At 51.0% G+C, this 23,747-nt stretch carries 21 protein-coding genes and 1 tRNA gene; 5 read left to right on the top strand and 17 right to left on the bottom strand.

Going from position 1 to position 23,747, the window contains the following annotated elements:
* Positions 1-196 precede the first annotated feature (196 nt).
* The 8 genes from BUA44_RS10250 to BUA44_RS10215 form a co-directional block, all read right to left on the bottom strand.
* Complete coding sequence (locus tag BUA44_RS10250) at positions 197-1,306, bottom strand: hypothetical protein (RefSeq protein WP_141398309.1); 1,110 nt, start codon at positions 1,304-1,306, stop codon at positions 197-199.
* Positions 1,307-1,326: 20 nt separating this feature from the next.
* Complete coding sequence (locus tag BUA44_RS10245; RefSeq protein WP_072811649.1) at positions 1,327-2,112, bottom strand: hypothetical protein; 786 nt, start codon at positions 2,110-2,112, stop codon at positions 1,327-1,329.
* A gap of 143 nt (positions 2,113-2,255) precedes the next feature.
* Positions 2,256-3,374 (bottom strand): hypothetical protein, encoded by a 1,119-nt coding sequence (locus tag BUA44_RS10240; protein WP_072811646.1) that lies wholly within the window; start codon positions 3,372-3,374, stop codon positions 2,256-2,258.
* A 1-nt stretch (position 3,375) separates the two neighbouring features.
* Positions 3,376-4,266, bottom strand: coding sequence for a DnaB-like helicase C-terminal domain-containing protein (locus BUA44_RS10235; protein WP_072811643.1), 891 nt, complete (start codon positions 4,264-4,266; stop codon positions 3,376-3,378).
* A gap of 101 nt (positions 4,267-4,367) precedes the next feature.
* The gene (locus BUA44_RS10230) at positions 4,368-4,913 is read right to left on the bottom strand and encodes a hypothetical protein (RefSeq protein ID WP_072811641.1); all 546 of its coding nucleotides are present in this window, start codon (positions 4,911-4,913) and stop codon (positions 4,368-4,370) included.
* 75 nt (positions 4,914-4,988) lie between these two features.
* The gene (locus BUA44_RS10225; protein WP_072811639.1) at positions 4,989-6,491 is read right to left on the bottom strand and encodes an McrC family protein; all 1,503 of its coding nucleotides are present in this window, start codon (positions 6,489-6,491) and stop codon (positions 4,989-4,991) included.
* Positions 6,491-8,362 (bottom strand): McrB family protein, encoded by a 1,872-nt coding sequence (locus BUA44_RS10220; protein WP_083579580.1) that lies wholly within the window; start codon positions 8,360-8,362, stop codon positions 6,491-6,493. The genes BUA44_RS10225 and BUA44_RS10220 overlap by 1 nt, the downstream gene beginning before the upstream one ends.
* Before the next feature lie 6 nt (positions 8,363-8,368).
* A complete protein-coding gene (locus BUA44_RS10215) occupies positions 8,369-10,555 on the bottom strand; it encodes a DUF2779 domain-containing protein (RefSeq protein ID WP_178348785.1) in 2,187 nt (728 codons plus the stop codon).
* Between the two features lie 141 nt (positions 10,556-10,696).
* On the opposite strand from BUA44_RS10215, the gene BUA44_RS10210 reads away from it, so the two are divergent.
* The 3 genes from BUA44_RS10210 (at position 10,697) to BUA44_RS10200 (ending at position 13,474) form a co-directional block, all read left to right on the top strand.
* Complete coding sequence (locus tag BUA44_RS10210) at positions 10,697-11,512, top strand: ADP-ribosylglycohydrolase family protein (RefSeq protein ID WP_072811633.1); 816 nt, start codon at positions 10,697-10,699, stop codon at positions 11,510-11,512.
* A 147-nt stretch (positions 11,513-11,659) separates the two neighbouring features.
* A complete protein-coding gene (locus tag BUA44_RS10205) occupies positions 11,660-12,151 on the top strand; it encodes a helix-turn-helix domain-containing protein (protein WP_072811631.1) in 492 nt (163 codons plus the stop codon).
* 9 nt (positions 12,152-12,160) lie between these two features.
* Positions 12,161-13,474, top strand: coding sequence for a type II toxin-antitoxin system HipA family toxin (locus BUA44_RS10200; RefSeq protein WP_072811629.1), 1,314 nt, complete (start codon positions 12,161-12,163; stop codon positions 13,472-13,474).
* Positions 13,475-13,497: 23 nt separating this feature from the next.
* On the opposite strand, the gene BUA44_RS10195 is transcribed toward BUA44_RS10200, so the two are convergent.
* From BUA44_RS10195 to BUA44_RS10175, 5 genes are read right to left on the bottom strand one after another with little or no spacing between them, the layout of a single operon-like run.
* Entirely contained in the window at positions 13,498-14,100 is a 603-nt protein-coding gene (locus tag BUA44_RS10195; RefSeq protein WP_072811627.1) for a hypothetical protein, read from the bottom strand.
* A gap of 2 nt (positions 14,101-14,102) precedes the next feature.
* The gene (locus tag BUA44_RS10190; RefSeq protein ID WP_143151950.1) at positions 14,103-14,921 is read right to left on the bottom strand and encodes a hypothetical protein; all 819 of its coding nucleotides are present in this window, start codon (positions 14,919-14,921) and stop codon (positions 14,103-14,105) included.
* Entirely contained in the window at positions 14,921-16,327 is a 1,407-nt protein-coding gene (locus BUA44_RS10185) for a VWA-like domain-containing protein (protein ID WP_072811622.1), read from the bottom strand. Before BUA44_RS10185 ends, BUA44_RS10190 begins: the two co-directional genes overlap by 1 nt.
* Before the next feature lie 7 nt (positions 16,328-16,334).
* Positions 16,335-17,405 carry an AAA family ATPase gene (locus BUA44_RS10180; protein WP_072811620.1) on the bottom strand — a complete coding sequence of 357 codons (1,071 nt, stop codon included), beginning with the start codon at positions 17,403-17,405 and terminating at the stop codon, positions 16,335-16,337.
* 13 nt (positions 17,406-17,418) lie between these two features.
* Positions 17,419-18,129: a hypothetical protein gene (locus BUA44_RS10175; protein WP_072811618.1), complete on the bottom strand. Its 711-nt coding sequence runs from the start codon at positions 18,127-18,129 to the stop codon at positions 17,419-17,421.
* Positions 18,130-18,343: 214 nt separating this feature from the next.
* Here BUA44_RS10175 and BUA44_RS10170 point away from each other — a divergent pair, with 214 nt between their 5' ends.
* On the top strand, positions 18,344-18,664 hold the full coding sequence (locus BUA44_RS10170) for a hypothetical protein (protein WP_072811616.1): 321 nt from the start codon (positions 18,344-18,346) through the stop codon (positions 18,662-18,664).
* 9 nt (positions 18,665-18,673) lie between these two features.
* Complete coding sequence (locus BUA44_RS10165; protein ID WP_072811613.1) at positions 18,674-20,419, top strand: hypothetical protein; 1,746 nt, start codon at positions 18,674-18,676, stop codon at positions 20,417-20,419.
* Between the two features lie 27 nt (positions 20,420-20,446).
* Here the strand turns inward: BUA44_RS10165 and BUA44_RS10160 are convergent, their stop codons facing one another.
* From BUA44_RS10160 to BUA44_RS10145, 4 genes are all read right to left on the bottom strand, one after another.
* Positions 20,447-22,219 carry a DEAD/DEAH box helicase gene (locus BUA44_RS10160; protein WP_083579579.1) on the bottom strand — a complete coding sequence of 591 codons (1,773 nt, stop codon included), beginning with the start codon at positions 22,217-22,219 and terminating at the stop codon, positions 20,447-20,449.
* Between the two features lie 93 nt (positions 22,220-22,312).
* Positions 22,313-22,738 (bottom strand): hypothetical protein, encoded by a 426-nt coding sequence (locus tag BUA44_RS10155; RefSeq protein WP_072811609.1) that lies wholly within the window; start codon positions 22,736-22,738, stop codon positions 22,313-22,315.
* Positions 22,739-22,756: 18 nt separating this feature from the next.
* Positions 22,757-22,828, bottom strand: a tRNA-Met gene (locus BUA44_RS10150).
* A gap of 58 nt (positions 22,829-22,886) precedes the next feature.
* Complete coding sequence (locus tag BUA44_RS10145) at positions 22,887-23,618, bottom strand: metallophosphoesterase (protein WP_072811607.1); 732 nt, start codon at positions 23,616-23,618, stop codon at positions 22,887-22,889.
* Between the last annotated feature and the right edge of the window lie 129 nt (positions 23,619-23,747).

Genomic DNA, 23,747 nt, shown 5'->3' with positions numbered 1-23,747 from the left:
CGAAAAAGTGTAAAATTGCTGATTTTATGCAAATTTCGTCAATTTTAGTCAAATCTTCGGTTCCATCAAGAAATCAATGACGTTCATGGTTAAAATTCCATTTTCGTCATAGAAGGCCGGCGCAAAATACCGTTCACATCCTTCTAGGAATTATTTTTGCATATTTTGCGGTTTTTCTTTAATTGCCGCAAAAAAATCATTTCAAGTCCAGGACAGGGCTGAGGGCAGCGCCCCAATAGTACACGGCCCGCATAAAGCTCCCCAACCGCTTCGGAGCGCTCGCATTTATAGGGAAATACTCCTTCTCGTTCAGGGCTTCTACGCTGTAGTATTTTTCCTTGTCGTAGCAGAGGACCTCGTCGCGGAGGCTTTCCGCAATCGAAGGCAGACTTTCTTCCGGCGACATCTGGATTTTTACGGCGTGCATGCGTTCCGCAACCGTTTGCATGTTCTGCTCGAAGGTCGCCGAATTAGGCGTATTGAATACAACGTAACGGCAATCCCCCGCAATCTTCTTTACGGCGTACCCCAGATGGTTCATGCAGAGTTCAAAACGGGTAAGGTTGAACATCGGGGTAAGCTTCTTTTCCGATTCAGGCAACTCCACCAACGCGAACTGCTGTACCTTGAGCCACTCAAGTGCTGCCTCGTAGGTTTCGTTTTTTCCGAGGCCATTGTGCATATAGTACGCACGTTTCCGGAATTCCAAAAATTCATCCACGTTCTCTTCAGAAAGCATTTTCCGCGTTTTTTCGTCCAGCCCATCCACAAGCGCATCGATCTGGGCGATGGCATCGAATACCGCCGACGGTTCCTGAAGCGGAAGGCTCGAATTCACCTGGACTAGATAGTAATAGCCGGTGTCATCCGTCGTCTTGGAATACTGCGAGAATTCAGGCGAACGGGCGGCCGCGCGTTCCATGAAGATGTAGCCATCCACCTCCAATCTCGCTGCCAACGTCTTGGCGATTTCCGCCGAGGCGACAATACAAACAAGGCAATCGCCGTGTTCACCTTCGACAAGCCTGCACGGGAAGAAATTCTCCTGCATTTCAATCTCTTGCGGGAACTTTCCCTTCTTGACGGTAAACATCGCCATGTTCATCCCGTTGCCCGAAACAGGCGCTCCGCCCGCCTGGCCATAGTCGGGCAAGGTCATCTTGTGCGATTCACAGAGCAGGTGCGTCATGGCATCCAGCTCGTGGTGCATCTCCCTCCGGTCCCTGCGTTTCCCGGCACCCTGCAACTGGTCGATTGCAAAGTGCAATTTGCGGATATTCCACGGTTTGATTTTGCATTGTTCCATTTTATCCTCCTTATATTTCATCATCGTGAAGCAAGCTGGAATTCCTTCAGCTTCAGTTCGTTGATCATGGTTTCAAGGTTGCAGGGTTCACCGTCGTCATGCAATTCGCGACCCGCTTTTCGCCATTTCGCGTCTTTCCCTTCGGCGGCATTCTTTCCGTATGCGACCTCGGCGAGGGTCCACTTGGCGATAATACTCTTCACGACCTTTTCGATATCCCTGTCGTGCCCTGTATGCATCAGGCCACAGTAACCGCCAAAGCTACGGTTCTTGACGTGAATTTCCTTCTTGCACTTGGGGCAAACCGCAGTCGCCATCGATCCTCCCGAAAGGGGCGAACCCGAAAACGAGCGGATGACCGCCGTGTCGCCGCACTTGCATTCCACCTTGAACTGTTCGTTGTCCCAGATTTCGAGGAGCGAGGAAAGCTTGAGGCCGATGCTGACGAGGGTGCCGGCGAAGTTAAAATGCCTTACAGCGGACAGGTGTCCCACATAAAGCCCGCCACCCTTGATTGCGTATTGCACATCGATATTCGCGTACCGCGGGGTTCCACGGATTTCGTCACGATGCCGCAGAATCAAGTCCAGGTTGTCGTAGAACAGCGCCTTCTTGCGTTCGCAGCTCTTTTTCATGAGCTCCTGCATTTCCGCCTGCTCCCTTTTCTCCTGTTCCATCTCGTCGCTGACGATGTTGAGTCCCGTCTCCTGCCGCTTGCAGAAATCCGCAAAGGTTTCGCGCTTGTTGTTCGGCTCCGCCGGGAAACACGGGAAAGGTTTCGAGTCGTCGATGTGAATTGTCGCCATAAAAGACCTCCTGTCGATGGCATTGTGTTATCGCCTATTTATGCATATATGCTAATATACGCATAATCATTATCGAAAAACAAGGAGAAAATGTAAAGCGTTTGTCAAATTTTTTTGGGGAAATGTGTTATTTGTTTAAAAAATCAAACTTTTCTCAGTTCCAAAACGGGCAATTCGAGCAGGCGTTTACCCTTTTGAAGATCCTGAGCCTTTTCGTCCTTTTCTTCAAGGATGTCAACCGCCTTGTCAAGGACCTCTTTCCACTGCGGGAGCAATTCGTTGGAAAAACCATAATGGATGTAATCGTCTATTTTCGATATAATCCACCTTGCCCACTCTATTTCGTCGCAATGCTTGTTGGAGACATCCCATTGCTTCACGATGCCTTCAAATTCTTCCTCAGAACTGAATCCGAAAATTCTCATTGAGGGAGATTCGCTCGTATCGTCGAGAAGTCGCTTGTAATGAAATATGTCTTCGTCGATTTCAGTTATTTCTTGAGCTACAAAATCCTTCGCACAAAGGATCGGTACGGGGAAAGCGTTGTTTTTTACAAACAAATTTTCAGAACCGCCCACCTCCACCCAATAGGGTTTGCCGCATTTTTCAGCAGATTCCCGTCCGCTCATATTCGGCAACTCGCGGATCAATCGGTTACGTTCAGTTTTCAGGAAACATAGGTGTTCCACGATTTGACTTTTTAGCACAGATGCCTGCCTGCTAAATATTTCGGTCAGGATGCACCGGAGTTTCTGACCTTTGCCTTGAGCAATCGCTTCATCCGCTTTCGACAATAGATCGTGCAGCATCTCTTTATCACTGGCACAAAAGCGTTTCCACAAGGCACACTCACCGCCGACTGGCGGGAAAAAATTTCTGATTTTCCGGAATCCATTCAGTATCTCCCGGTTCTTTTCATCAGGGTCATTTTCTTTTTTTGCAAAGAATACAAATTCATCTTCCGTGTCAGCAAACATCTTTCCGTAATCATCGGAAATTAAGTCGCGCAACCTTTCTATAGCGGCAACTGTTCGGCTATATAGGTCGATCGCAATTATTGTTGCATTGATTTCGTTATCAATGTTGTCAAGGTTCGGACAGTCCGTCGGCACCGCATCATGATCAATCTCCATTCCGTCAAACCAGCAAAATGAAACTAGTTCTAGATGAATCTTGCGCAGCATCGCACGCTTGCTTTCGAAAACGACCAGTTCCTTGCGAACGGACTCGATGCAACCCCTGATTTGCGGAAGCGTGTGCATTTTAGCCCATGTCGCTCTTGTCTTCCGGCTCTCTATAGAAATATCCCGACTTTTCTTCCTCGTTCATGTCGCAGAATTCCAAATACTCGGAAAAAAATTTTAGAAGGATTATCTTTTTATCCACATAGAGTTCGGCCAGGCGTTTGTCTTCGTCCCGGTGCGTCCGCATATAGCGCCGGTCCAGAATCCAGACAGAATCCGCCTGCTGCACGGCAAGGCCGATCTCGCGCAGTTCTTCCGGCTTCAGGTGGCCGGCACCCTTCTCGTTGTGGCGGCTGAGCATCGCGGTGACGATGATGGGGATGCGGAGCTCGTTGGCAAGGACCTTCAGCTCACGAGCGACATTCTCCAGTTTTTCTTCGCGAGATTCTCCCTTGTCCGATATCACCAGCTGCAGATAGTCGACAATGACGAGATCGAGTTTCTTTTCCTTGTTCATCTCGCGCACCGTATCTACAAGTTCCGCAACATTCCAGTCGCGGCGCTCGTCGATAAACAGCGGAGCGTCCTTGACAATTCGGGCGATTGCTGCGATCCGGTCCTTCTCGGCGGAGGTCATCTTGTTGTTCCGCAAGGCCGAGCCCTTCACATGCGCACGAGAACAAACTATGCTCTGCGCAAAAAGCTCATTGCCCATTTCCATGCAGAAGAACGCGACACGCCTATGGCAATCAATCGCCATGTTCCCCGCAATATTGGACGCGAGCGTAGATTTCCCAACGCCGGGGCGCGCCGCCAGCAGGATCAAGCCCCCCTTCTTCATCCCGTTTGTCAAGTTGTCAATGTCCCGAAAGCCAGTAAAGCCCTGGCAATCCTGGCGCTTCGTGCAGTCCGCCTTCGCGACCATCTCTTCCACAAAATCCGCAATAGGCATCATCTTCTCTTCGCTCATAAAAACCTCCGTTTTTGTGGATAAATATACAAACACCATGCGACAACTGATGACGCATGGATTATATGGTCAGCTAAAGATTTCTCTTAATCTAGCGCTATTTACAGCGGGTACTGCGACAGGTATTTATCTTTCAGCACGTCATCGTGCGAGTCGATAATCCGCTTGAGTTCGGGAATCACGGATTCCACGGAGTTCCCGTTCTTCAGCGATTCTCCGACAGCGAGCAACGCCTCGTCGCGGGTCGTTTTGTAGAGCAGGTCGACAAGTTCCCGAGCGCTATCGCTATCAAGTGCGAGGTCGTCGGGATGGTCCAAGGCAGAGGTCTCGTACAGAGATTCCAGCCCCTCGACGGAACACCCAGACGAATCGTCCTTGAGCCAAAGATTGAAATACCGGCAGACTTCCTTGCCGTCCTTGTTCTTGCAGTAGAATTCGCGCCGCCAGTACGTGACAACCACTTCCATCTCGTTGCCGCACTGCGGGCAGGTACCGCTGTCTGGAATCGTGGAGCGAACCTTGACAAAATTCAGGCGCAAGTCGCCCGCAACCTCGTCGAAATCCGGATTGAGAGTAGTCTCCTTCCCGCATTCGCAACACGAGACATTGACATCTTCAGAAAAGAACCAAATTCTATCGCTAGACATAGTACAACTCCTTTGCTTGCGTTTGTATGACTACAATATAGATTTTGTATGCGACAAATGATGACGTGAAAAATATTATGTATTTCCAGTTTTTTTCAATATGTCTTGAATCTTTATAATAAATTGCTTTTCGATTTGATGCATCATTTCTTTAAATTCTTCCCATCTAGTTTTTTCATCATAAGCTGGAATAGGAACGCCAATCACAGAAATACTACTGCCATATCCCGCAGTAGACCAAGACCTTTCTAAAATATCATATTTTTCTTTGTTTTCAGCATTAAACACATATGGCGAAATCAAAACAGCTTTTTTCGCTTCCAGTGCATGCATATAAGCAAGCATCTGCATTACATCGCGACCCCGTAGATAGATTTTGGGCTTGCCATCTATAGAATTATCTTTGTCATCTATTTCGCCATCTTCTTTATCAATATCACCATCTTCTTTACCAATGCACAACTTCTTGTACTTGGCATCCAAAACAATGCTCTCCTTATCATCAGACTTTTTACGATAAAAATCTGGATAATGATTCTTTCGGCCTTCTTTCAGCAACGGAATTCCGTCATCCCTAGTTCTATTATTAGAATGAATTAAATTCACTCCATTATCTTCAAACACCTTCGCCAGATATTCTTCCCAAAGGCTTGCCCCATCAAACAGAATTCCCGCAATTGGTTTATCGCTATCGCCATAACTCAATTTCTTATGTTGCAATATGGCTATGCAAATTTTCCGCAGTTCCTCATATTCAGTATAATAAGGATGTGTTACGGGATGCAAATTTTTAGCAATTACCTGCATTCTCGCATTTCGAGAGTAGGTTGTGGTTGCTGCGACAATCGCATTCACATCATTGCGCGTATCTATATCTGCATCAAGAATAGAACTACCCACGCTCAAACTACGGATATATTCAATAGTGTGCCGAATTAGTTGAGTCACCTTGTTATCGGTCGTGTATTCGCGGGTGTGGTAGGCAATTTTCCCATTGAAAGGAATATTATAACGAATATGACGCGAAACATCAATTGGTCCACGAACATTGGCGTCGTTATATTCCCGAGTCACATACGCACGAAAAATACCCTGAGCACACGCTTTTCTTAAATAACTAGGAAACAAGTAATATAGGAATTCAAAAAAATCATCTTCGGCAGAATTGGTTTGCGGGGCGAAGGCAACATTACACACCCTCTGAAGCATATAATGTAAAAAGAAATTTTTATGACATTGTGTACCATCCTTCGAATCTGGCTGATCAAATCGGGATATAATTTGCATTTGCAAATCATCGTCAACGCCCAAGAATCCCATGACATTCCCCGTCTGAAAGGACGGAGGTTCGTTTTGTTTCCACGAAAGTTTATAGACAAAGTTATTACGGTTGTCTAAATCTGCCTTAGCCTCATCGGATGGGAAAAAGAGGAATTTCTTGTTCTTCCGTAAATCTTGAAGGGATTTCCCGCTTATTTCTTCTAGTGACTCTTTAAAATCTTTATTCCAAGAAACGCCATTGGAAACCTCGTTCCAAGACTTTGCCTTGTACTGATTGTCTGCAAGAGAAATCCGCATTATGCTTTCTCTTCATTTTTCGGATACATCTTGAGTGTTTCTTCTTCTGAAAAACCATATGCACGTGCGAGAGTTCTCAACTTATCATTATCGGGATCCATACCGCGGAGATATTCACGCAGCACGCATTCAAGATGGTTTTCCCAAAGAGATCCGTACGCTTCATCTTGAGATTTATAAGCCTTTTTATTTTCGTCTATTTTACAGTAATTGGCAAATTTTAAGAAATAAGCTCCACCAATCTGATATGCCTGACCTAAATTAAGCTCTTTATTCAGAATGGCATTGTTCAGATCGTTCATTCGACGCTTTATGTCGCCAAGGCAGGATGAAACATCTATTTTCTCATCATTACCATTTTTCCATTCGGTTCCATCCCCAAACATCGACTTCTGGGTATCTTTGGCAGTAATTTCCTTAAACGCGAATCTACGACGCATAGCGAAGTCCATGCTTTCGACACTGCGGTCAATATCATTCATCGTGCCAATGATATATACATTTTCGGGGACATAAAAGCCATCTGTGAACACATTCTTTTCTTCAATCAAATTCTGATATTGAGTTCTAATTTTTCCTTTTATTCCTCGATATCCTGGATCAATAGAGAAAAACAATTCACCAAAAATTTTTGACATTTCACCACGATTAATTTCGTCTATAACAATGATGTATTTTTTGTTTTTTTGAGAATCATCAACTGACAAATCACCCAAAAAATAATTTTCTTTTAAATACTCTCCGATTGCAGTAACATAAGGTTTCCAATCTTTTATCTCACCCGTTTCTATGTATGTTTTTAGCAATTCCTTTGTTATGGGCATATCTGTAGCAGCTTTCGTATTAGGAGTCGCATACAAGTTGCCATTGCTATTCACGCGAACGCTAAATGTTTTCTTTTGTTTTATGGTCTGCAGTTTCATTTCTTTATTCTTGTTCAATACATCTACAAAATTTTTATAGGCAGACTCAAAATTTGAAAAATGGGCACCAATCGCCTTTGAACAAAATTCCTTAAACACGCCATCTTTTCGCGCAAAGCCAATTTTTCCATCAACGTCATTTTTTGGACGCAATCCCTCAACAAAGTCCGTATAGTCATAGGATTGATGAAACTGGACAAGTACATATTGCTCATCAAACTGCTCTTGCTCTTCCTTTGTCAAATCTCTTTTCGTATCAAAAGAATCCCCAAATATCATTTTTTTGGCAATCTGTTGCGCTAGGTAAGTTTTCCCTGTTCCCGGCGCACCATGAAGAATGATGTTGTAGTTGTCAAGTAGGAGCCTAGTTACGTCTTCTATGTTGGATTCTTTTTCAGGCATTTGGTCATCTCCATCAATTTTTGTTAAAAAATCATTTTCGCATTGCTCAACAATGCTTCGATATTCATTTATGTTATTTTCGCTAAACGAATGCATTTTTTCAAGTGCTTCATTCAGGGAATCCTTGTCCCATGTTTTCCCCTCTTCGGGTTGACCAAAAATAAGATAGATTCCACTTTGGGTAGGCGCTTCCGTTCCACCAGAATTACAAATCTCATATTTTTCTGAAAACACAATTTTAAGTTTCTCTTGTAAATTATTCAAAACTTGCAATTTATTAGATTTACTTAGTTTATTTAGATCTTTTCTATAATCAAGAGAAATCCTTATTGAAGTACCATTCCTCGGTTTTCCATCACAATTTAATAAGGTATAGGCAATCGTATTGACCCAATTCGATTTTTTATTAATCCAACCCTTATTCAGAAGAATACGATCATCCACTTTTACGGAAGGTCTTTTTTCCCATTTTTCATCATCATTTTTATTTTGATTTTTTTCCTTAATCCAGTCTTCTACAATTTTTTTAAATTCTTCATTTGTCATCTATCCTTACTCCTTGCATGCATTGTTAAAATATTCCCACACGAGCACCATCGCCATGGTGTCGAGTTCGCAGTACTTGAGCAAGCCTTCGCGGATTGCCTTGTACTTCAGCGCGTCGGGTGTTAGATTGGCTGCGGTCAGTTCCTTTTCCCAGTCTACCTTCGGATCAAGCGCCTGGAAGCTGCGGAACAGCACTAGTGGCAAGCCGCCGTTGTTGATTTGCGTATCACCATCGGAATCCATCTCCGCATCGCTTGTATTCTGCACATATTGGGCAAGTTCATCCTTATCCATTCCCTGGCCCGCAATCTCGTCAATGAGCTTGTCCTCAATTTCCTTAAGCTGCGGCAGAATCTTGTACGGGTTCTTCACGCCACCGGCCTCGTCCCTGGTAATCAAGGCGAATGGCTCTTCTGGCGTGTAATTGCAGCTCTTGATTTCACTTCCGTAAATGGGCTTGCCGTATTTTTCCTGCAAGTACATTCCGCTGTTAAGTACGGCGGGCAGTACCTGCTTGATGGAATTGGAGCCCTTCATAATCGGGTGCCAGTAGAACCGCTTGACGACTTCGCAGAGGTCAATCATGTCGCGTTCGCCTTCGTGTTCGTAATGACCGTCCTTTTTCTTCTTGCCCCTATGCGTAATGCTTTCGATAAATTCGATCAGTTCATCCTTGTCTTTTACCTTTGATTCCATGAGTTGCACGCGAATCGCATTCAAGATGGTGTTTTCGTGGGTGGCATAGCGGAATACCGAGCCTTTTGCACCTAATTGTTCTTTGAGTTCACGAACAAATTTAAAGTTCGGGAAATATCCCGGGCGAGTTTCCAGGAACTGTCCCTTATGCTCTATGCGACCATTTTCATAAATAACGTGGTGCGAGAACTGGAAAGCAACCTGTTCATAAGGACGTTGTTTTTCAAAGTAGGGCAATGCGGAGTTCGTCGTCTCGAAATCGATCATGTGGAGCGGAAACTTCCACGTTGCCATCTCGGCGCGAAGTTCGTCCTTCAGGATAACGGGGTCCTTGCAACCGCTATTCGTTCTGTCAATCTGGACCCACTTGCGTTCATTGATAGTCCAGCCTGCCCCCGTTCCGTCATTTTTGCGGGGATACACCGCTTCCGTAATATCCTTTATAAAATAAATCCCGCTACGAATCCAGTCATCTCTCTTTATACCGGTCCCGCTCAATTCCTTAAGCAACGGTTTTTCGAAATCTTCGTCCTTGAAGCCGGCTACTTTGCGCCAACATTCCTCGTAACCGCTTTTCAAGCCCTTGGCCTTGCCTTCTTCCGAAAGCTGGAAGGGGCACTTAAAACACTTGCTGCCTAGAAGGCAATAACGTTTCTCGTTGTTCACGAACCACTTTGATTTCTCTTCAATGAACGAGACAAACGGCATGCCTAGCACGTCCGCCTGTTCGGCCGTCTTGCCTTCGATAATCTGTTTGCATTCATCATCAACATAGAACGGAGTCAGAACATGCTCATGCGGATTCTTCAACACCTCAATAGCCTCAGGCGCAACTTCGGCATAGGCACGTTTTTCGCCGTCGCTCCCCACGCTCTTCTTGACACGGAAAAGGCTGTTCAATCGCGGGATGGAATTCACCTTGCTCTTGTCCGCCATCATCAAGTAAGCGCGCACTGTAAATGTCTTGCCTGGGTAGTCATTCTTCAGAGCGTTCTCGACAACCCACTTCTGGAACGCAACATCGTAAAGGTAGTCACGAATGCCTGAATTCACGACACGCTTTCCCGCATTGGCGCCCCTAGTCGGCGTATTCACGAAAGCATCTTTCGGGTCCCAACTTTTAGCCTTCACCTCTATCAGGTCAATAAAATTGCCCTGCTTTTTCACCACATCGGCACGGACAAAGCAATCACCGAAACGGAACGCCGCTTCTGCGATGTTCACGTTTTCCTGTTCAAAGAGTTCACGAGTGCGCTTAAGGGGCTCGTCATAGCCATAGCAACCTTCCAAGTCATTCTCTGGTGGAACCTCGCCATAGATTTTTGCCAGTTCACCAACCTGAAAACCGCCCTCGGCCATGGATTTCAGGAACTCGTCCATAGCGGACTGGTTCTCGTATTCCAAATTTTTGCCCTTGGAATTACGGTAATAATAAGCCTGCATCGGGCAGTGGGTTGCAATCTTGAACGCGGATTTGGTAAAAAGAACTTCTGGCATCTCGGGCATTTTGTATCCTCGTAAAAGAATATATACTGAAATTTTCAAAAAAAACGGCCCGAGAAAACATTTTTTTCATGCGGCTACATTTGTCGCGCTGCGGGGCTATATTTACCGAAAAAAGGCCAAAATGGAGGAAAAATGATAGGTGCGATTATCGGCGATACCATCGGGTCGATTTACGAATTCGACAACATCAAGACCAAGGATTTCGATTTCTGGGGCGAGGGCATCGAGCCGACCGACGACAGCGTGCTGACCTTCGCAACGGCAAACTGGCTTTTGCACGGTGGCGAGGCGTGGCGGCACTACTGCGATTTCGCTACCGAATACGACAACCCCATGGGCGAGTACGGCTCCGGGTTCTTGCAGTTCGTCGCGAACGCGCGCAGGGGCAAAAAATCGCAACCCTACAACAGCTGCGGAAACGGTTCCGCAATGCGGGTGGGGCCTGTCGGCTGGGCGTTCGATACCATGGACGAGGTTCTCGAATGGGCGAAGGTATCTGCGGAATGTTCACACAACCATCCCGAAGGAATCAAGGGAGCACAAGCGACCGCCGCATCAATCCTGCTAGCCCGCAAAGGCGCCGACAAAGCCGACATCAAGAAATTCGTGGAAAGCGAGTTCGGCTATGGTCTTGACTTTACCCTCGACGAACTACGACCCATATACGGATGGGATTATTACGGGGCGGAGCAATGCCAGGGGACCGTTCCGCAGGCAATCCGCTGCGTGCTGGAGGCTACGGATTTCGAGGACGCCATCCGGAACGCAATCTCGCTCGGCGGCGACAGCGATACGCTCGCGTGCATTGCGGGGAGCATCGCGGAACCCCTGTTCGGTGTCTCGCAGGCGATGTACAAGCACGAAGTGAACATCCTCAAGGCCCTTTTCCCGAAGTTGCAAAAGCTGCTCGTCGAATTCGAGAAGAAATATGGCAACAGGGTGATTTAGATTTTGGCTTGAATATTGGCAAAATTTAATTCACATTATCTTGTGAATTATCACGCAATTCACGCTACAATTCACTAAATTTTATGAAATAATATTTGACTTTTCCGGGACTTTTTACTATATTCAATACAGGTACCGGGAGGGTTCATGGCTACATATTCCGCACAGACCGACAAATCCGCGCTTGCCCTGCTCGGCAGGCGCATGGCGGCATTCCGTATCCGCCGCAACTGGACGCAGGCCCAGCTCGCCGAACAGGCGGGCGTGAGCAAGGGCACCGTCGAGCACATCGAGCGGGGCGATTCCGTGCAGGTGCTGAACCTCATCAAGGTCCTGCGGGTATGCGGCATGCTCGAAGCGTTCCTCGCCATATTCCCCGACGACTCGCCGTCGCCCATGCAAATCCTGCGGATGGGCGAGGTCAAGGCGCGCAAGCGCGTCCGCACCCCGCGCAGCGCAAATAACTCGCTGGGCACAAACGCCCCGCGCAATACCGGCGCAACAAGCGCCAGCGCGAATTCAGTCGCCGAAAATTCCGCGGATTATGTTGCAGGCGGCGTAGCGTCTAGCACGAAAGGCAAAACATCTGCCGCAAAAACTAAACGCAAAACGCCCTGGGTCTGGGGCGAAGACAAGTAGGGGCTCGCCATGATCGCGGTAGAGGTAAAACTCTGGGGTACGACCATCGGGGCGCTCTCCATGCTCGAGGGCGAATCGGTCGCGCGTTTCGAGTACGCACCTGAATTAATCGGCGCGGGCGTCGAGCCTGCGCCCATCGCGATGCCCGTTTCCAACCGCATCTACACCTTCCCGCAGCTTTCCGGAACGTTCCACGGGCTGCCCGGGCTTTTTGCAGATAGCCTTCCCGACAAGTTCGGCAACAGGGTAATCGATGCGTGGCTCCTGCAACAGGGCCGCACGCCCGAAAGCTTCACCGCGCTCGAACGCCTGTGCTACACGGGAAACCGCGGCATGGGCGCGCTGGAGTTCCTGCCGTTGCAGGGGCCCGACTCCGCAGGCGACGACTCGCTGGACGTAGAAAACCTGCGAAAATTTGCCGCCGAGGTGCTGAACCAGCGCAAGCGCTTTTCGGTAAGGAACATCAAGGGCAGGCCACTCTCCAAGAAGAACGGCAAGGCCTTCGAGGAAATCCTTCGGGTGGGCACGTCGGCGGGCGGCGCGCGTGCAAAGATTCTCGTGGCATACGACGAAGCCACCGGCGAAATGCGCTCGGGGCAGGTGGCGACAGACCCGCGGTTCGGTTACTGGCTCCTAAAACTTGACGACGTACAAAATAACAGCGACAAGGAAGGCGCCGACCTGTTCGGGTACGGAGCCATCGAGTACACGTACTCGCAAATGGCTAAACTCGCGGGCATCGACATGACGGAATGCAGGCTTTACGAATGCGCGGGTCACAGGCATTTTATGACGCGGCGTTTCGACCGCCTCGCGGGCGGCAAGAAACTGCACTACCAGTCGCTCTGCGCGCTCGCCCACTACGACTTCAACATGCCGGGCGCATACAGCTACGAGCAGGCGCTCGATATTGTCAGGCGGCTCGGCCTCGGCTACGACGCTCTCGAAGAAATGTTCCGCAGGGCGGCATTCAACATCTGCGCACGCAACCAGGACGACCACGCGAAAAACATCGGATTCCTGATGGACAAGCGCGGAGTGTGGAGCCTCGCGCCCGCTTTCGACATGACGTACGCCTACAACCCGCAGGGCACATGGACCGGCACGCACCAGATGACGTTCAACGGCAAGCGCGAAAAATTTACGCTGGACGATTTCCATGCGGTCGCGAAGTTCGCAGGACTAAGGCAGGGCCGCTACAAGAAAATTCTCGCCGAAGTCGAAAGCGCGGTAAAACGCTGGCCGAAACTCGCCAAAAAGAACGGCGTCCCCGCAAGCGTCATCCGCGCAATCGCAGGCGTTCACGAATTCATGCTTCGCTAGACAATCGCGGCAAATACCATTCCCTAAAACGGAAGATCGTCTATAGATTCCTTCTCCGCCTGCTTGAGCCCGCGACGGAGTGCCGCGGCGTACTTTTTCTGGACAGGGAACGAGGGCGGGAGTACATAAGCCGTATTGCCAAAACGGCCGCAAAATTCGGAGGGAGCGTTTTCGTCCAGGTTATAGGTGACCACGGTATAGGAGCAGTCAGCATTGTCAAAGCCTTGAACAATCCCAAGTTCAACATAGTCGTCATAGGCTATCTCGACGAGGTCGCCTTCCTTGAATTTTGCAGTCTTGTCGCTGCCCGTGCACCATAGTGAACCGTCTTTTAGATAGCGCCGAATCGAAAGGGGCATATACACGTTAACAACGCAATCCCGCGGCATTTCCTTGATGACAAACCCATAGACGTCATCGCGCTTGCGACGAACAATTTTCTTGATGCACTTTTCGGCATCACGCAATGTCTCGAAATACCCGACTCCTCTTTTCCAGGTGAGGGCGCAGGGACCGGTACAGCGGCTCCATCTTTCTTTGTAGACCTGGTAAGCACGCCTTTCGCAGGGTGCGAACTCGTAAACCTCTAGGATGAAAATACTTTTTGTTTGTTCTGCTTTTTTCATGCTTACTCCTTCACGTTTTCCGTGCCCTTGATCCAGCGGGTACCCGGGCCGTAATTGACGATGTTTACGGCGAAGGGTGTCTGTTCCAGCAGTTGCTCGATCTGCTTGACCACATTCAGGATTTCGGGAATCTTCTCCGCGAAATTGTTCTTGTTCAGGGTGATTTCTATCATCTTGTGCTTTTTCGTCTTGACGCGCAGAATGTAGCTCTCCGGAATTCCACCGCGGCCCCACCCCTTGTACACACTTTCCAGAATCCACTCGTAACCCGACTGCGACATAATCTGCGGCACAATCGTCTCGATACTCTGAGACGCCATCTCGGCAAGCTTATGCTGCTTTATCTCCTCGGTCCTCTTCTCCTCTGCAATCGCCTCGGCCGCCTTCTCGTATTCCGGATACTTCTCAAGAAATGCGCGTATGTCTTCCAGCGAGGCAAGGATATCCACGTCCCGGATTTCTTCCGACATCAGGTGCACGTGATCGCCCTTGAGCAGGCCGATCTTGCTTTGGAAAAACACATGCCCTATTCCCGTCACAAAATTGACGGAAAGTGCAATGCACATTTTCGAGCGGTCCCTCCATGCCTTAGGCCTGAACTCAATTCCAACACACGAGTCCTTGAGGCGCCTGGTCACATCGTTAAAATAACCCTTGACACCATTCGCAAAGACGGTCATTTTGAAGGCCGCCATCTTGTAATCCCTGCAGTAGGGGTCCTTCCCGTCTTCGCGCGACCTGCCGAGCCCCAGGGTGAGCCCGCGCCAGAACTCAGCCATCAAGAAATGGCACGAGGTCTCTAGAAGTTTCTTTTTTTTCATCATTCACTCCTCGGAATAAAGGTGACGCGATTGCGTTTCATCTTGCGGATCCACTCGGCATTCTCCGCGTAGCACTGCCTGCTGCAAATGACCCACAGCACATCGATGGGGCGCTTGGTGTTGAATACAGGAGGCGGGGCGTAACCGTCGGTAAAGTAGATAAGCCCGTCGTATTCGGGGTGTTCGCAGTAATAGTCGGCAGCGGGCTGGAAACTCGTACCGCCGCGGCCCATAATCTTCACGGTCTTGCGCGCCTTCTTGAGCGGCTCGATTTCGCCCTGAATTTGGGCGTCGAACTGCAATACGTCCAGTTTCTCGACTCCGTATTTGAAAAGGCGGTTAATGACCGAGAAGAAAAATTGCAGGCTCTTGTCGGTAACGGACCCGCTCACGTCAACAGCGATAAGCAAGTTCGTCGAAAGTTCGTAGCGGCTACCCATCGCGTCGAAACCGGAGCGGCGGTTGGGCCGCATGCGCGTGAGGCGGCGCCTGCTCGAGATGACCGAGGTTTTGAACAAACTGAGCATCTTGCGGTAGTCCATGTCAACTTTCAGGCTTGCCTTGATGAGCCCCTGCAACTTGCCCGCGACGGTGCCCCAGTTGTTGCTCGCGGTGGCGACTTCGATAAACTCGTTTATGTTGCAGCAGGCCTCCTCGTTATCTTCCCAGAGTTCCGAGATTTGCGAGTCGCGATGTTCCTGCGAATTGCCGGCGCCGGAATTACCCGAAGCGCCCGAACCCTTGCCACCGGAGCCGCCGCCGTCTCGGCCAGAACTCCCGCGCGAATTGCCTTTCGAACCGCTGCCATTGCCGCGCGAGTCACCGGAAGCGTCGCCAGAATCTGCGCCGCTCCCGTCACCACCCTGTTGTCCGGATTCGCCGCCTTCCTGATTGCCGTTGCCGGAGTCATCGCCACCCTGCCCAGACTTGTCGCCCTGACCGGGGCCACTATCCGTTTTCTGCGGCTCGCCGCCAGACTTTCCCGAATTCGGGGTCGTATTTTGCAGGAGCAGATTGTAGTATTCCTCGAAACACAGCCCGCCGGGGAGTTTCTGCTCCGTACCGCTCATCTGCTTCTTCACCTCGCGCGATACATCGTACACGTCCGCAATCGTTATATTGCTCGCCATGGTCAGCAGGGCCTTCGCGGCGAAAGAGGGCTGTCGCTGGTAGGGGTGCTTGAGCAATATGCGAAACATCTCGATTTTCAGGTATTCCACCAGCACATCGTCTGCAATCTTGTCCAGAATTTTTGGAGCGAATTCAATCTTCATGTTGCCGGTTCTCATCGGTACTTCAATCGCACTGTTCTCCACGAATTCGTGACTGCAGTAAACCGCAAACAGCAGCGGCTCCGTCAGGAACCACCGCTCGCTGATTTTCTTTATTCTGTCCAAGGCGTTCATGCCGACCTTAAATTGACTGGACAAACTGCGTGATTTTCTTGTACAGCTCGGGGCACTTCATGATGACAAGCGTCATGGCGGCCGGGTACATCGAGGAGGAATACAGGTTCGCGAAATGCGCCTGCGCCTCGCGGAACTTTTCGCCCGAAAGGAATTCAAAGTATGCGGCGAAGTTCTCTATCACCTTCGCCTCGTCCTTCGCGTCGTAGCCCTTCGTCTCGATAAAGCGGAACACGGACTCGTTCACGGAGGCAAGTTCCGGCGTGGTGCATTTCTTGATTGCCGCCTTCTGCTTCGCGAAATCGCCGAGCAAAATATTCTTCGCGCTCGGGAGCTTTTTCTGGTTGATAGTCGCGAAGAACTTCGATGCGGCAGGCATCCCGATGATGCCCGCAATTACGGTCTTTAAGAGCGCCGTCACTTCGTTTGTCTGTAACACCTTCGAGACGCGTTCCCACCCGCGCCTATCGGGCGACTTTTCGAGCCCCTGGTCCTCGCGGGTAAAGGCGGCACCGTCGAGCATATCCGGGTTTTCCGAGATGAAGTCGATGACGCGGGAATCGAGCCCCGCCTTTGCCGCCCACAGGAGCCATTCCTGCGCGGTGGGCTTGAATTCGTAGATGTTGAAGCGGCTCACGAGTGCCGGGTCCAAATCCGTGAGCTGGTATTCCTCGCCGTCGTTCACCGCGCTAATCACGCGGGAGCCCTCGGGCAATTTGCGGCCCGCAAGAGTCCGGTTGAGCGTCAGGTCCATGATGGTCTGCAAAACTTCCGGGCGGGCGCGGTTCAGTTCGTCCAAAAAAAGTACCACGGGCTTGCCGTCCGTCGGGAACCAGTACGGCGGCATAAAATGCGTCTTGCCGCTCAACTCGTCGAGCCGCGGGAGGCCTATCAAATCGCCCGGATCGCTCATCTGCCCGAGGAACAGAATCACCACGCGCTCGCCACGCGACGTGAAGAACCTCTCCAGGATCTGCGACTTGCCAATCCCGTGCTTGCCCGTGAGCATTATGTTCTGCGATGCGGGTGTCGCCGCCAGCAGCTTTTCCAATTCATTCGCGTTTATTCTTACCGCCATATATTCCTCTTGCCTACTTTATTATCTCTATTTTCATCGGAAAGGTCATGTTCTTGCTCAGGGTTTCTATCTGCCTGAGCACATCGGGCAACTCCGCCAGACGCTTGGAAAAGTTCCTGCGGTTGAGCGTAAACTCCATCCAGGTTCCATGCCCTCCAACCTTGAGCAGGTAATCCCTGCCCCGTTCTACCAGGTCCCAACGGTACCCCAGCGGCGGAAGAATCTGCGATACGGTCGTCCGGATACTGCCCTTCGCCATCTCCTCCAGCTTCTTATTTTTCTCGAATTCAAGTTTCTTTCGTTCGAGCCCTTCCATGTACCGCGGGAAATTGTCGATGAAATTTTCAAAGTTGCTTATTGTCTGCGTCAGATCGCAATTCGCTTCCGTCCGGGATAATGGTGAAAGCCCTTCGATATCGAGGCGCACATGGAAATCGGTCGACAAACGGAATTCGATAGTACCGACCGAATCAAGCTGCCGGACAATTCTGACACCAGCGATTTTATCGCCTTGCTGGTAGAATTCCCCCGAATGTGTACCAGTCCTAAGTACAATGCAATCACATTCAAGGTGCCGTTCCTTCAGCTCGTTATAAGCGCAAAGCACCTCCCCTTCGGAAGGCACATACCCCCGCTCACCGGGGACAAGAATCCCGCCAACCAGCTTTTCCCAATACCTGTACGCAATCCGTTCAAAAGAACGGTCCTTGTTCTTATTAACCATAATAGCGTCCTGTGCATAATATAGCACCCAACTGCGACAAATAATGTCGCTTTGGAAATTGGCCGAAAAATTCCCGACGAATGCATTATTTTATCGTTTTATACCGAAATTTTGTCAAAAAAAAGCCGAGTAATAGGGAAAAACGCGAATTACCCGGTACGCTAGCGCGCAAAAGGTGTTAAATTATGTTATATAGGTACAGAGGATTCTGCGCATGAATACGTCTAGATTTTCGACTCTTTCCGCCATCGCCCTGCTCGTGGGCTTGTTGGCATGCTATTCCGTGGCCGCACCCGCTTCCGGCCGCACCGACAAGAACGATGCCGCACTCATCGACGAAGACAACGCGAAGGCACCCGAGGCAAAGGCCGAAGGGGCCGAGAGCGCCGCCCCTGCAAAAGAAGAAGCCGCACCTGCGCAGTCCAACCCCGAATGCGACAATACCGCCAAGCCGGAAAGCAGCATCCCGATATTCCCCATCGTAATGTCGGCCATCGGTACAGTCGCCTTCATCGTCCTCGCCATCATCTTCTAGGGGGCTACCATGCGAAACATTTTCAAGATTTTTCCTGCAATTGCATTCCTCGCCTGCTTCCTCGCGACTGGCGCCCTCGCCGACTCGATGTGCTATGACCTGTGCGTATCGTGCCACGGCGAAACACGCGCCGAGAACTGCGACAAGATAGAATCCACCTGCAACTGCCCGTTCGTCATCGACAGCGCGAAATCCAAGAACATGGGCGTGGAACTCGGCAAGCGCAAGCTCACCGAGGCGATTCTCGCAGGCTGCGACAAGGCCGCATGTGCCCGCAGCATCACGTTCGAGAACGGATACTACAAGTCGATGGACAAGGGCCGCACCACGCTCACGAAGTTCCAGCTGCTCTCGGGTACGTCCGACGCAAGCGAACGCGCCCTCAAGATGCAGCCCCAGGCTATCCGCGCCGCAAACGCTACGGTCGATTCGCTCCAGAGGCGCCGTAGCCTGCTGCCCATCGCGCCGATGTCGCAGGAATGCACCGACCGCTGCAACACTTGCGCGCTCGCTGCACAGCCCGCAGGCGACGTGATTCTCATTGAGCAAGAACCAGAAATTGCAACGCCGCCCGATTCCGCGGCGCTCGCGAAGGCACACGCAGATTCTATCGCCCGCGCCGATTCCGCCGCGAAGGCCGAAGCCGAACTCAAGGCGTTCTGCCAGCTTGCGGAATCCTCGTGCCAGTGCAAGGCGCACGAGCAGAACACCCGCGACATCATCGCCATCGACAAGGAGATTGCCGAAAAGACAGCATACGCCGACAGCCTCCTCAAGTTCCGTACAAAGCTCCTGCGCGAAGAGATGGCCCGCGCCATCGCGGATTCCGTGCAGGCGCATTGCAACGTGGAAGGCAAGTGCAGTTATACCGTCACGTTCACGAGCGCTGAATTCGCCATCCTCGAGATGCACCCGACCGAAGAACCCAAGCCGGTAGCGGTCGCAGCACCCGCGGATACCGCGAAGGCGGCACCCGCAGTAGAGCAGGCGCCCGCAGTAGAGCAGGCGCCCGCAAGCGCACCTGCCGACACCACGGCCGCGCAGCCCGCGCCCGCGGCCTGCCCGCAAGCCGCCGAATCTGCCCCTGCCGATTCCACAAAGAAGAAGGACCGCATTTTCTACAAGGTCATGGAATTCACGTACGGCAACTTCGGCGAGCACAGCTACTACCAGAAGGGCTACGGACGCATCCGCAACCTTGACGACGAAACCGGATACGAGGGCGGGCTCACCTATTACCTGCGCTGGTACTTCTACGACGGCGGCGCGTTCAGCATAGGCATGGGCACGTTCTACCACTACAAGAAATTCACCCTCGAAGATACCCTCGCTCTTACAGACAAAGTAGATATATACTATCACAACATCGGGCTCGATATCCCGATATCGTTCAGGCTAGGCGTGCCCTACATTCCCATATTCAAGCCGTTCATAAGCCAGACCTTCAACTTCCACAAGCCCATCTTCGAGATATACAAGGTGGAGGCTCCGGAATCCGAGAAGGAACTGAGCAAGGAAGAAGAAGTCAAGGATGCGGCGAAGGACCAGCTCGGGCTCGGGTTCCTCGACGATATCGAGACGCGCTTCAACGGAGTGAAGGACCTCACGTTCTCCGTGTGGCTCGGGATTGGCCTGCAGATTACGCGCCACTTCTCCGCCGAATACCAGTTCAACTTCGGCGTAGGCGGCAGCGGGCACTCGCACAGGTTCGATACCGACAACTACTGGCGTATCGTAGTCGATTTCGCGTGGTAGCTTATAGCCCGCGCGGCAAGGCGCTCGCTACTTCTTCCTGAAAACTGTAAGGAGCGATTTCGCGCGGGTGGCGCCTACGAGCAGGCAGCGTTTCCAGTCTTCGTGCCTGCTCGCCTCGGCGGGTTCCTCGATGTCGGTAAGTATTACCGCCGTAGAATCAAGACCCTTGATACGGTAGACGCTCACGATATTTACCTTGTCCTTAATCAGGGACTTGTCGCCCCCCGCATTCCATACGATGCGGTCATCAGAAATACCCTTGAGCGCAGAACTCTTGTCGCTCTTCATCGATACCACGAGGATATCCGAAACGGAAAGGTGCTTCTTCTTTATGAGTTCGTCGATACGCGCGCGCAGCATCTGCGCCTGCTCTGCACCGTCCCTGTACTGCATTTCCTTGACAGCTTCACCAAGCACTATGTTGTCGAAAGCCTGTAGCCTGAACCCGGTATTCCTGCGCACCCATTCGAGAATGCGCTTCGTGCTGCGGAATCCGCGGTTCAGCACCATCACGGGCATCGCCTCGACCTGCGCGTTGTCGATACCGTTGCGGCTTGCATACAGGCGTTGCGCCGGATCGTAGAAGAACCTCACGGTGCCGTGTTCCTCGTTGTGCAATAGCCCGAGGAATGAGTCTACCCATTCGCTCGCGAAGTCCTGCCCTTCGTCGATGATTACCGCATCGTAAAAGAACTTCTCGCGCGTTTTCTTGTCTTTCGCCAGAATCTTCTGCGCCTTCACGAATGCCTGGGGGAGTTCCTTGTCAAAATACAGCGACCTGTCGCCACTCTTCGCTACCTTCACCTTCGCGGCGCGTACATATTTCTCGCACCATTCGGAATAGGCAAGCACATCTACGCGCCCGTAACTCACGCCGCCGTCCTGCGCATACTTCTTTTCGACACCTATGCGGTCCTTGCTTATTACCTTGTCTACATCGTGCTTGAGTTCTGTTGCCAGCAAGTCGTTATAGCAGGCTATCGCCACGTTCTTGCCTATGCGCGAAAGGCGAAGCGCATCCCACACTACCATGTGCGACTTCCCAGAACCGGCCACTCCCTCGATGCGCATGCGCGGGTTGCGCGAGATGGATTCCATCATCATCTGCTGCATCTCGGTCGCCTCCTGGAAGCAGTTCTCGTAACTGCTCTTAATGATTTCTGCCGCATCGGGTTTTTCGCCCTGGCCGTCAAGGAAGTTCCTGAGCCTAAAGAGCGAATCCTCGTCGAGGTACTCGTTCATGAACGGCATGTTGCCGTTCGCCTGTACAGGAGTTTCGAGAATCTCGATGATTCGCTTCTCGAAACGTTTCGCGTTGAGAACGTCTGGCCGCAGCAGCGCGCGCTTCCTCGGGATTTCCGAACCGGGAATCCCTTCCATGCTGTCCATGTCGCTAAAGCATACCGCCCACTGCACGCGCACCTTGCGCATCTTCCCTTCGCGTGCGGGCTCGAGGATTTCCTTCATGTATTCGTGCAGGGGAGAAATAAGCGAACCCACTTGCTCGCTCGGCGGCGGCACCAGCGGGTTATTGCCACTGAACCATTCCGTGGCCTTTGATTTCTCGTTATACCTTGTCCAAATCTTGCCGCCCTTGCATTCCACAATAAGCATGCCGTACTCACGGTGGTACAGAATGCAGTCAACCTCCCTGTTCATGGCGCCACACGCACGGCTGTTGAAAACAAGGTGGCGGTTCATCCACACGTCCCACGCGGGTCCGAGTGTTTCTGCCATATGGAAAATGGCCCACTCCGCGCTGGATTCTGAATTCGGGTTGATAGTAATACGAATCGGCATCTAGATCTCCGGCATAAAGGTTGACAACATATATCTATAAAAAAAAACGCCCCAGCGGGCGGTCTTCTGCAAATTTTTTCTTGCGGGCTTTCGCTACTTCTTGAGGCCTGCCGCCTCGAAGAACGGGATGTTGCGCGGGTTGGGGAGCGCCACCTCGGTAATCCAGTTGTATTCGGCGATGCCCTTGAGGCCAATGCGTGCGCACAGCTGGTCGCGGGCCACGTTGTAGGCGTCGAGAATCTGGACCTTCTCGCCTTCCTTCGCTTCCTCGATTTTCTTGGACCAGCTCACGCCGAGTTCCACGAGTGCGGCGCTCGCCTTCACGTACTTGTTCGCCTGGTCCTGCGTCACTATGGGTTCTGCAGGGGCGGTGAACGGGTCGACGTTCACTATGGGTACGGATTTCGGGAGGTTCGCCTGCACCTGCTGCATCTGCGGCTGGTCGCCATCGTCGTTTTCACAGGCAACAAAAAAAGAGGCGATAGCCAGAATTGAAATTGCAAGAATTCGTTTCGACATATGCGCCTCTTTTTTTAATAGCGGTTCAGGGATTTGAACCCCGGACCAATGGATTATGATTCCAGTGCTCTACCACTGAGCTAAACCGCCACGTAGGGGCAAATATAGCATAGTAGTCGAGCAATTTCAAGGGATTTCCCGAAAAAAACTAGTAATGTACCTCGGTTTTGACGGAATCGCCCCAGTAAATAACCTGCCAACCGGGCTCGGTGCTCTTCAACTTGAAGTACGGCCTGTCGGCGTCAATCTGCATCTGCGTCGGCGGAGCGGCATGCACGTGGATGTGCGAGAACTTCATCTGGTGCTCGCTGTGGTAGTGCCCGCAGAAAACGTGTTTCAGGTTCTTGAACTTCGAGAGAACCTGCTGCACCTCCACCATGTTCCTCAGGTGGTAGTGCAGGTCCATGAACTTGTGCCCGCAAAAGCAGGGCGGGTGGTGCATGAACAGTATAACTTCGCCGTCGACCTTCGGGACTTCTTCCTCGAGCCAGTCGAGCTGGTCGCGGGAAACCTCACCGATTGCACTGTCCAGGAAGAACATGGACCTGCCTTCGAGGTCGTAGCGGAAATAGCACTTGCCGTTCTTCACCGGCATGTCGAAGAACTTCACCATCACGTCGAGGCTGTCGTGGTTGCCGGGGATAATGCACACGGGGCACTTGACCCCCTTGAGCTGTTCCGCGATATAGCGGTAGGCGCCCGGCTCGGCGTTCTCGTTCGCGAGGTCGCCCGAAAGCACGAGAAGGTCAATATCCTTCATGGATTCGGAATTCAACGCGGTAAGGAAGTTCTTGCGAACATCGATCCCTTGGACAAGGTTTTCATCCTCACCGATATGGATATCCGTTATCTGACCTATCTTCAATACTTTAGACGACATTAGTGCCTTTAATATAAAATATTAACTGCCGTTTATACAAGAAAAAAGAATTTATCTGCACTGAGTGTGATATTTCGCATATTCACAGACCTGCAGGTTCCCGGATTCTTCAATAAGGGGGTGGTGAAT

It is taken from the genome of Fibrobacter sp. UWR3 (assembly GCF_900143055.1).
GTDB lineage: Bacteria > Fibrobacterota > Fibrobacteria > Fibrobacterales > Fibrobacteraceae > Fibrobacter.
This window is presented reverse-complemented; position numbering and strand designations above follow the sequence as displayed.

Coding starts and splice junctions, on each gene's coding strand:
- BUA44_RS10165 (WP_072811613.1), top strand. CDS start 18,674: ATGCGAAACATTTTCAAGATTTTTCCTGCAATTGCATTCCTCGCCTGC.
- BUA44_RS10245 (WP_072811649.1), bottom strand. CDS start 2,112: ATGGCGACAATTCACATCGACGACTCGAAACCTTTCCCGTGTTTCCCG.
- BUA44_RS10215 (WP_178348785.1), bottom strand. CDS start 10,555: ATGCCAGAAGTTCTTTTTACCAAATCCGCGTTCAAGATTGCAACCCAC.
- BUA44_RS10195 (WP_072811627.1), bottom strand. CDS start 14,100: ATGAAAAAAGCAGAACAAACAAAAAGTATTTTCATCCTAGAGGTTTAC.
- BUA44_RS10185 (WP_072811622.1), bottom strand. CDS start 16,327: ATGAACGCCTTGGACAGAATAAAGAAAATCAGCGAGCGGTGGTTCCTG.
- BUA44_RS10250 (WP_141398309.1), bottom strand. CDS start 1,306: ATGGAACAATGCAAAATCAAACCGTGGAATATCCGCAAATTGCACTTT.
- BUA44_RS10155 (WP_072811609.1), bottom strand. CDS start 22,738: ATGTCGAAACGAATTCTTGCAATTTCAATTCTGGCTATCGCCTCTTTT.
- BUA44_RS10225 (WP_072811639.1), bottom strand. CDS start 6,491: ATGCGGATTTCTCTTGCAGACAATCAGTACAAGGCAAAGTCTTGGAAC.
- BUA44_RS10220 (WP_083579580.1), bottom strand. CDS start 8,362: ATGACAAATGAAGAATTTAAAAAAATTGTAGAAGACTGGATTAAGGAA.
- BUA44_RS10160 (WP_083579579.1), bottom strand. CDS start 22,219: ATGCCGATTCGTATTACTATCAACCCGAATTCAGAATCCAGCGCGGAG.
- BUA44_RS10190 (WP_143151950.1), bottom strand. CDS start 14,921: ATGAAAAAAAAGAAACTTCTAGAGACCTCGTGCCATTTCTTGATGGCT.
- BUA44_RS10230 (WP_072811641.1), bottom strand. CDS start 4,913: ATGTCTAGCGATAGAATTTGGTTCTTTTCTGAAGATGTCAATGTCTCG.
- BUA44_RS10145 (WP_072811607.1), bottom strand. CDS start 23,618: ATGTCGTCTAAAGTATTGAAGATAGGTCAGATAACGGATATCCATATC.
- BUA44_RS10200 (WP_072811629.1), top strand. CDS start 12,161: ATGATCGCGGTAGAGGTAAAACTCTGGGGTACGACCATCGGGGCGCTC.
- BUA44_RS10210 (WP_072811633.1), top strand. CDS start 10,697: ATGATAGGTGCGATTATCGGCGATACCATCGGGTCGATTTACGAATTC.
- BUA44_RS10205 (WP_072811631.1), top strand. CDS start 11,660: ATGGCTACATATTCCGCACAGACCGACAAATCCGCGCTTGCCCTGCTC.
- BUA44_RS10175 (WP_072811618.1), bottom strand. CDS start 18,129: ATGGTTAATAAGAACAAGGACCGTTCTTTTGAACGGATTGCGTACAGG.
- BUA44_RS10170 (WP_072811616.1), top strand. CDS start 18,344: ATGAATACGTCTAGATTTTCGACTCTTTCCGCCATCGCCCTGCTCGTG.
- BUA44_RS10235 (WP_072811643.1), bottom strand. CDS start 4,266: ATGAGCGAAGAGAAGATGATGCCTATTGCGGATTTTGTGGAAGAGATG.
- BUA44_RS10240 (WP_072811646.1), bottom strand. CDS start 3,374: ATGCACACGCTTCCGCAAATCAGGGGTTGCATCGAGTCCGTTCGCAAG.
- BUA44_RS10180 (WP_072811620.1), bottom strand. CDS start 17,405: ATGGCGGTAAGAATAAACGCGAATGAATTGGAAAAGCTGCTGGCGGCG.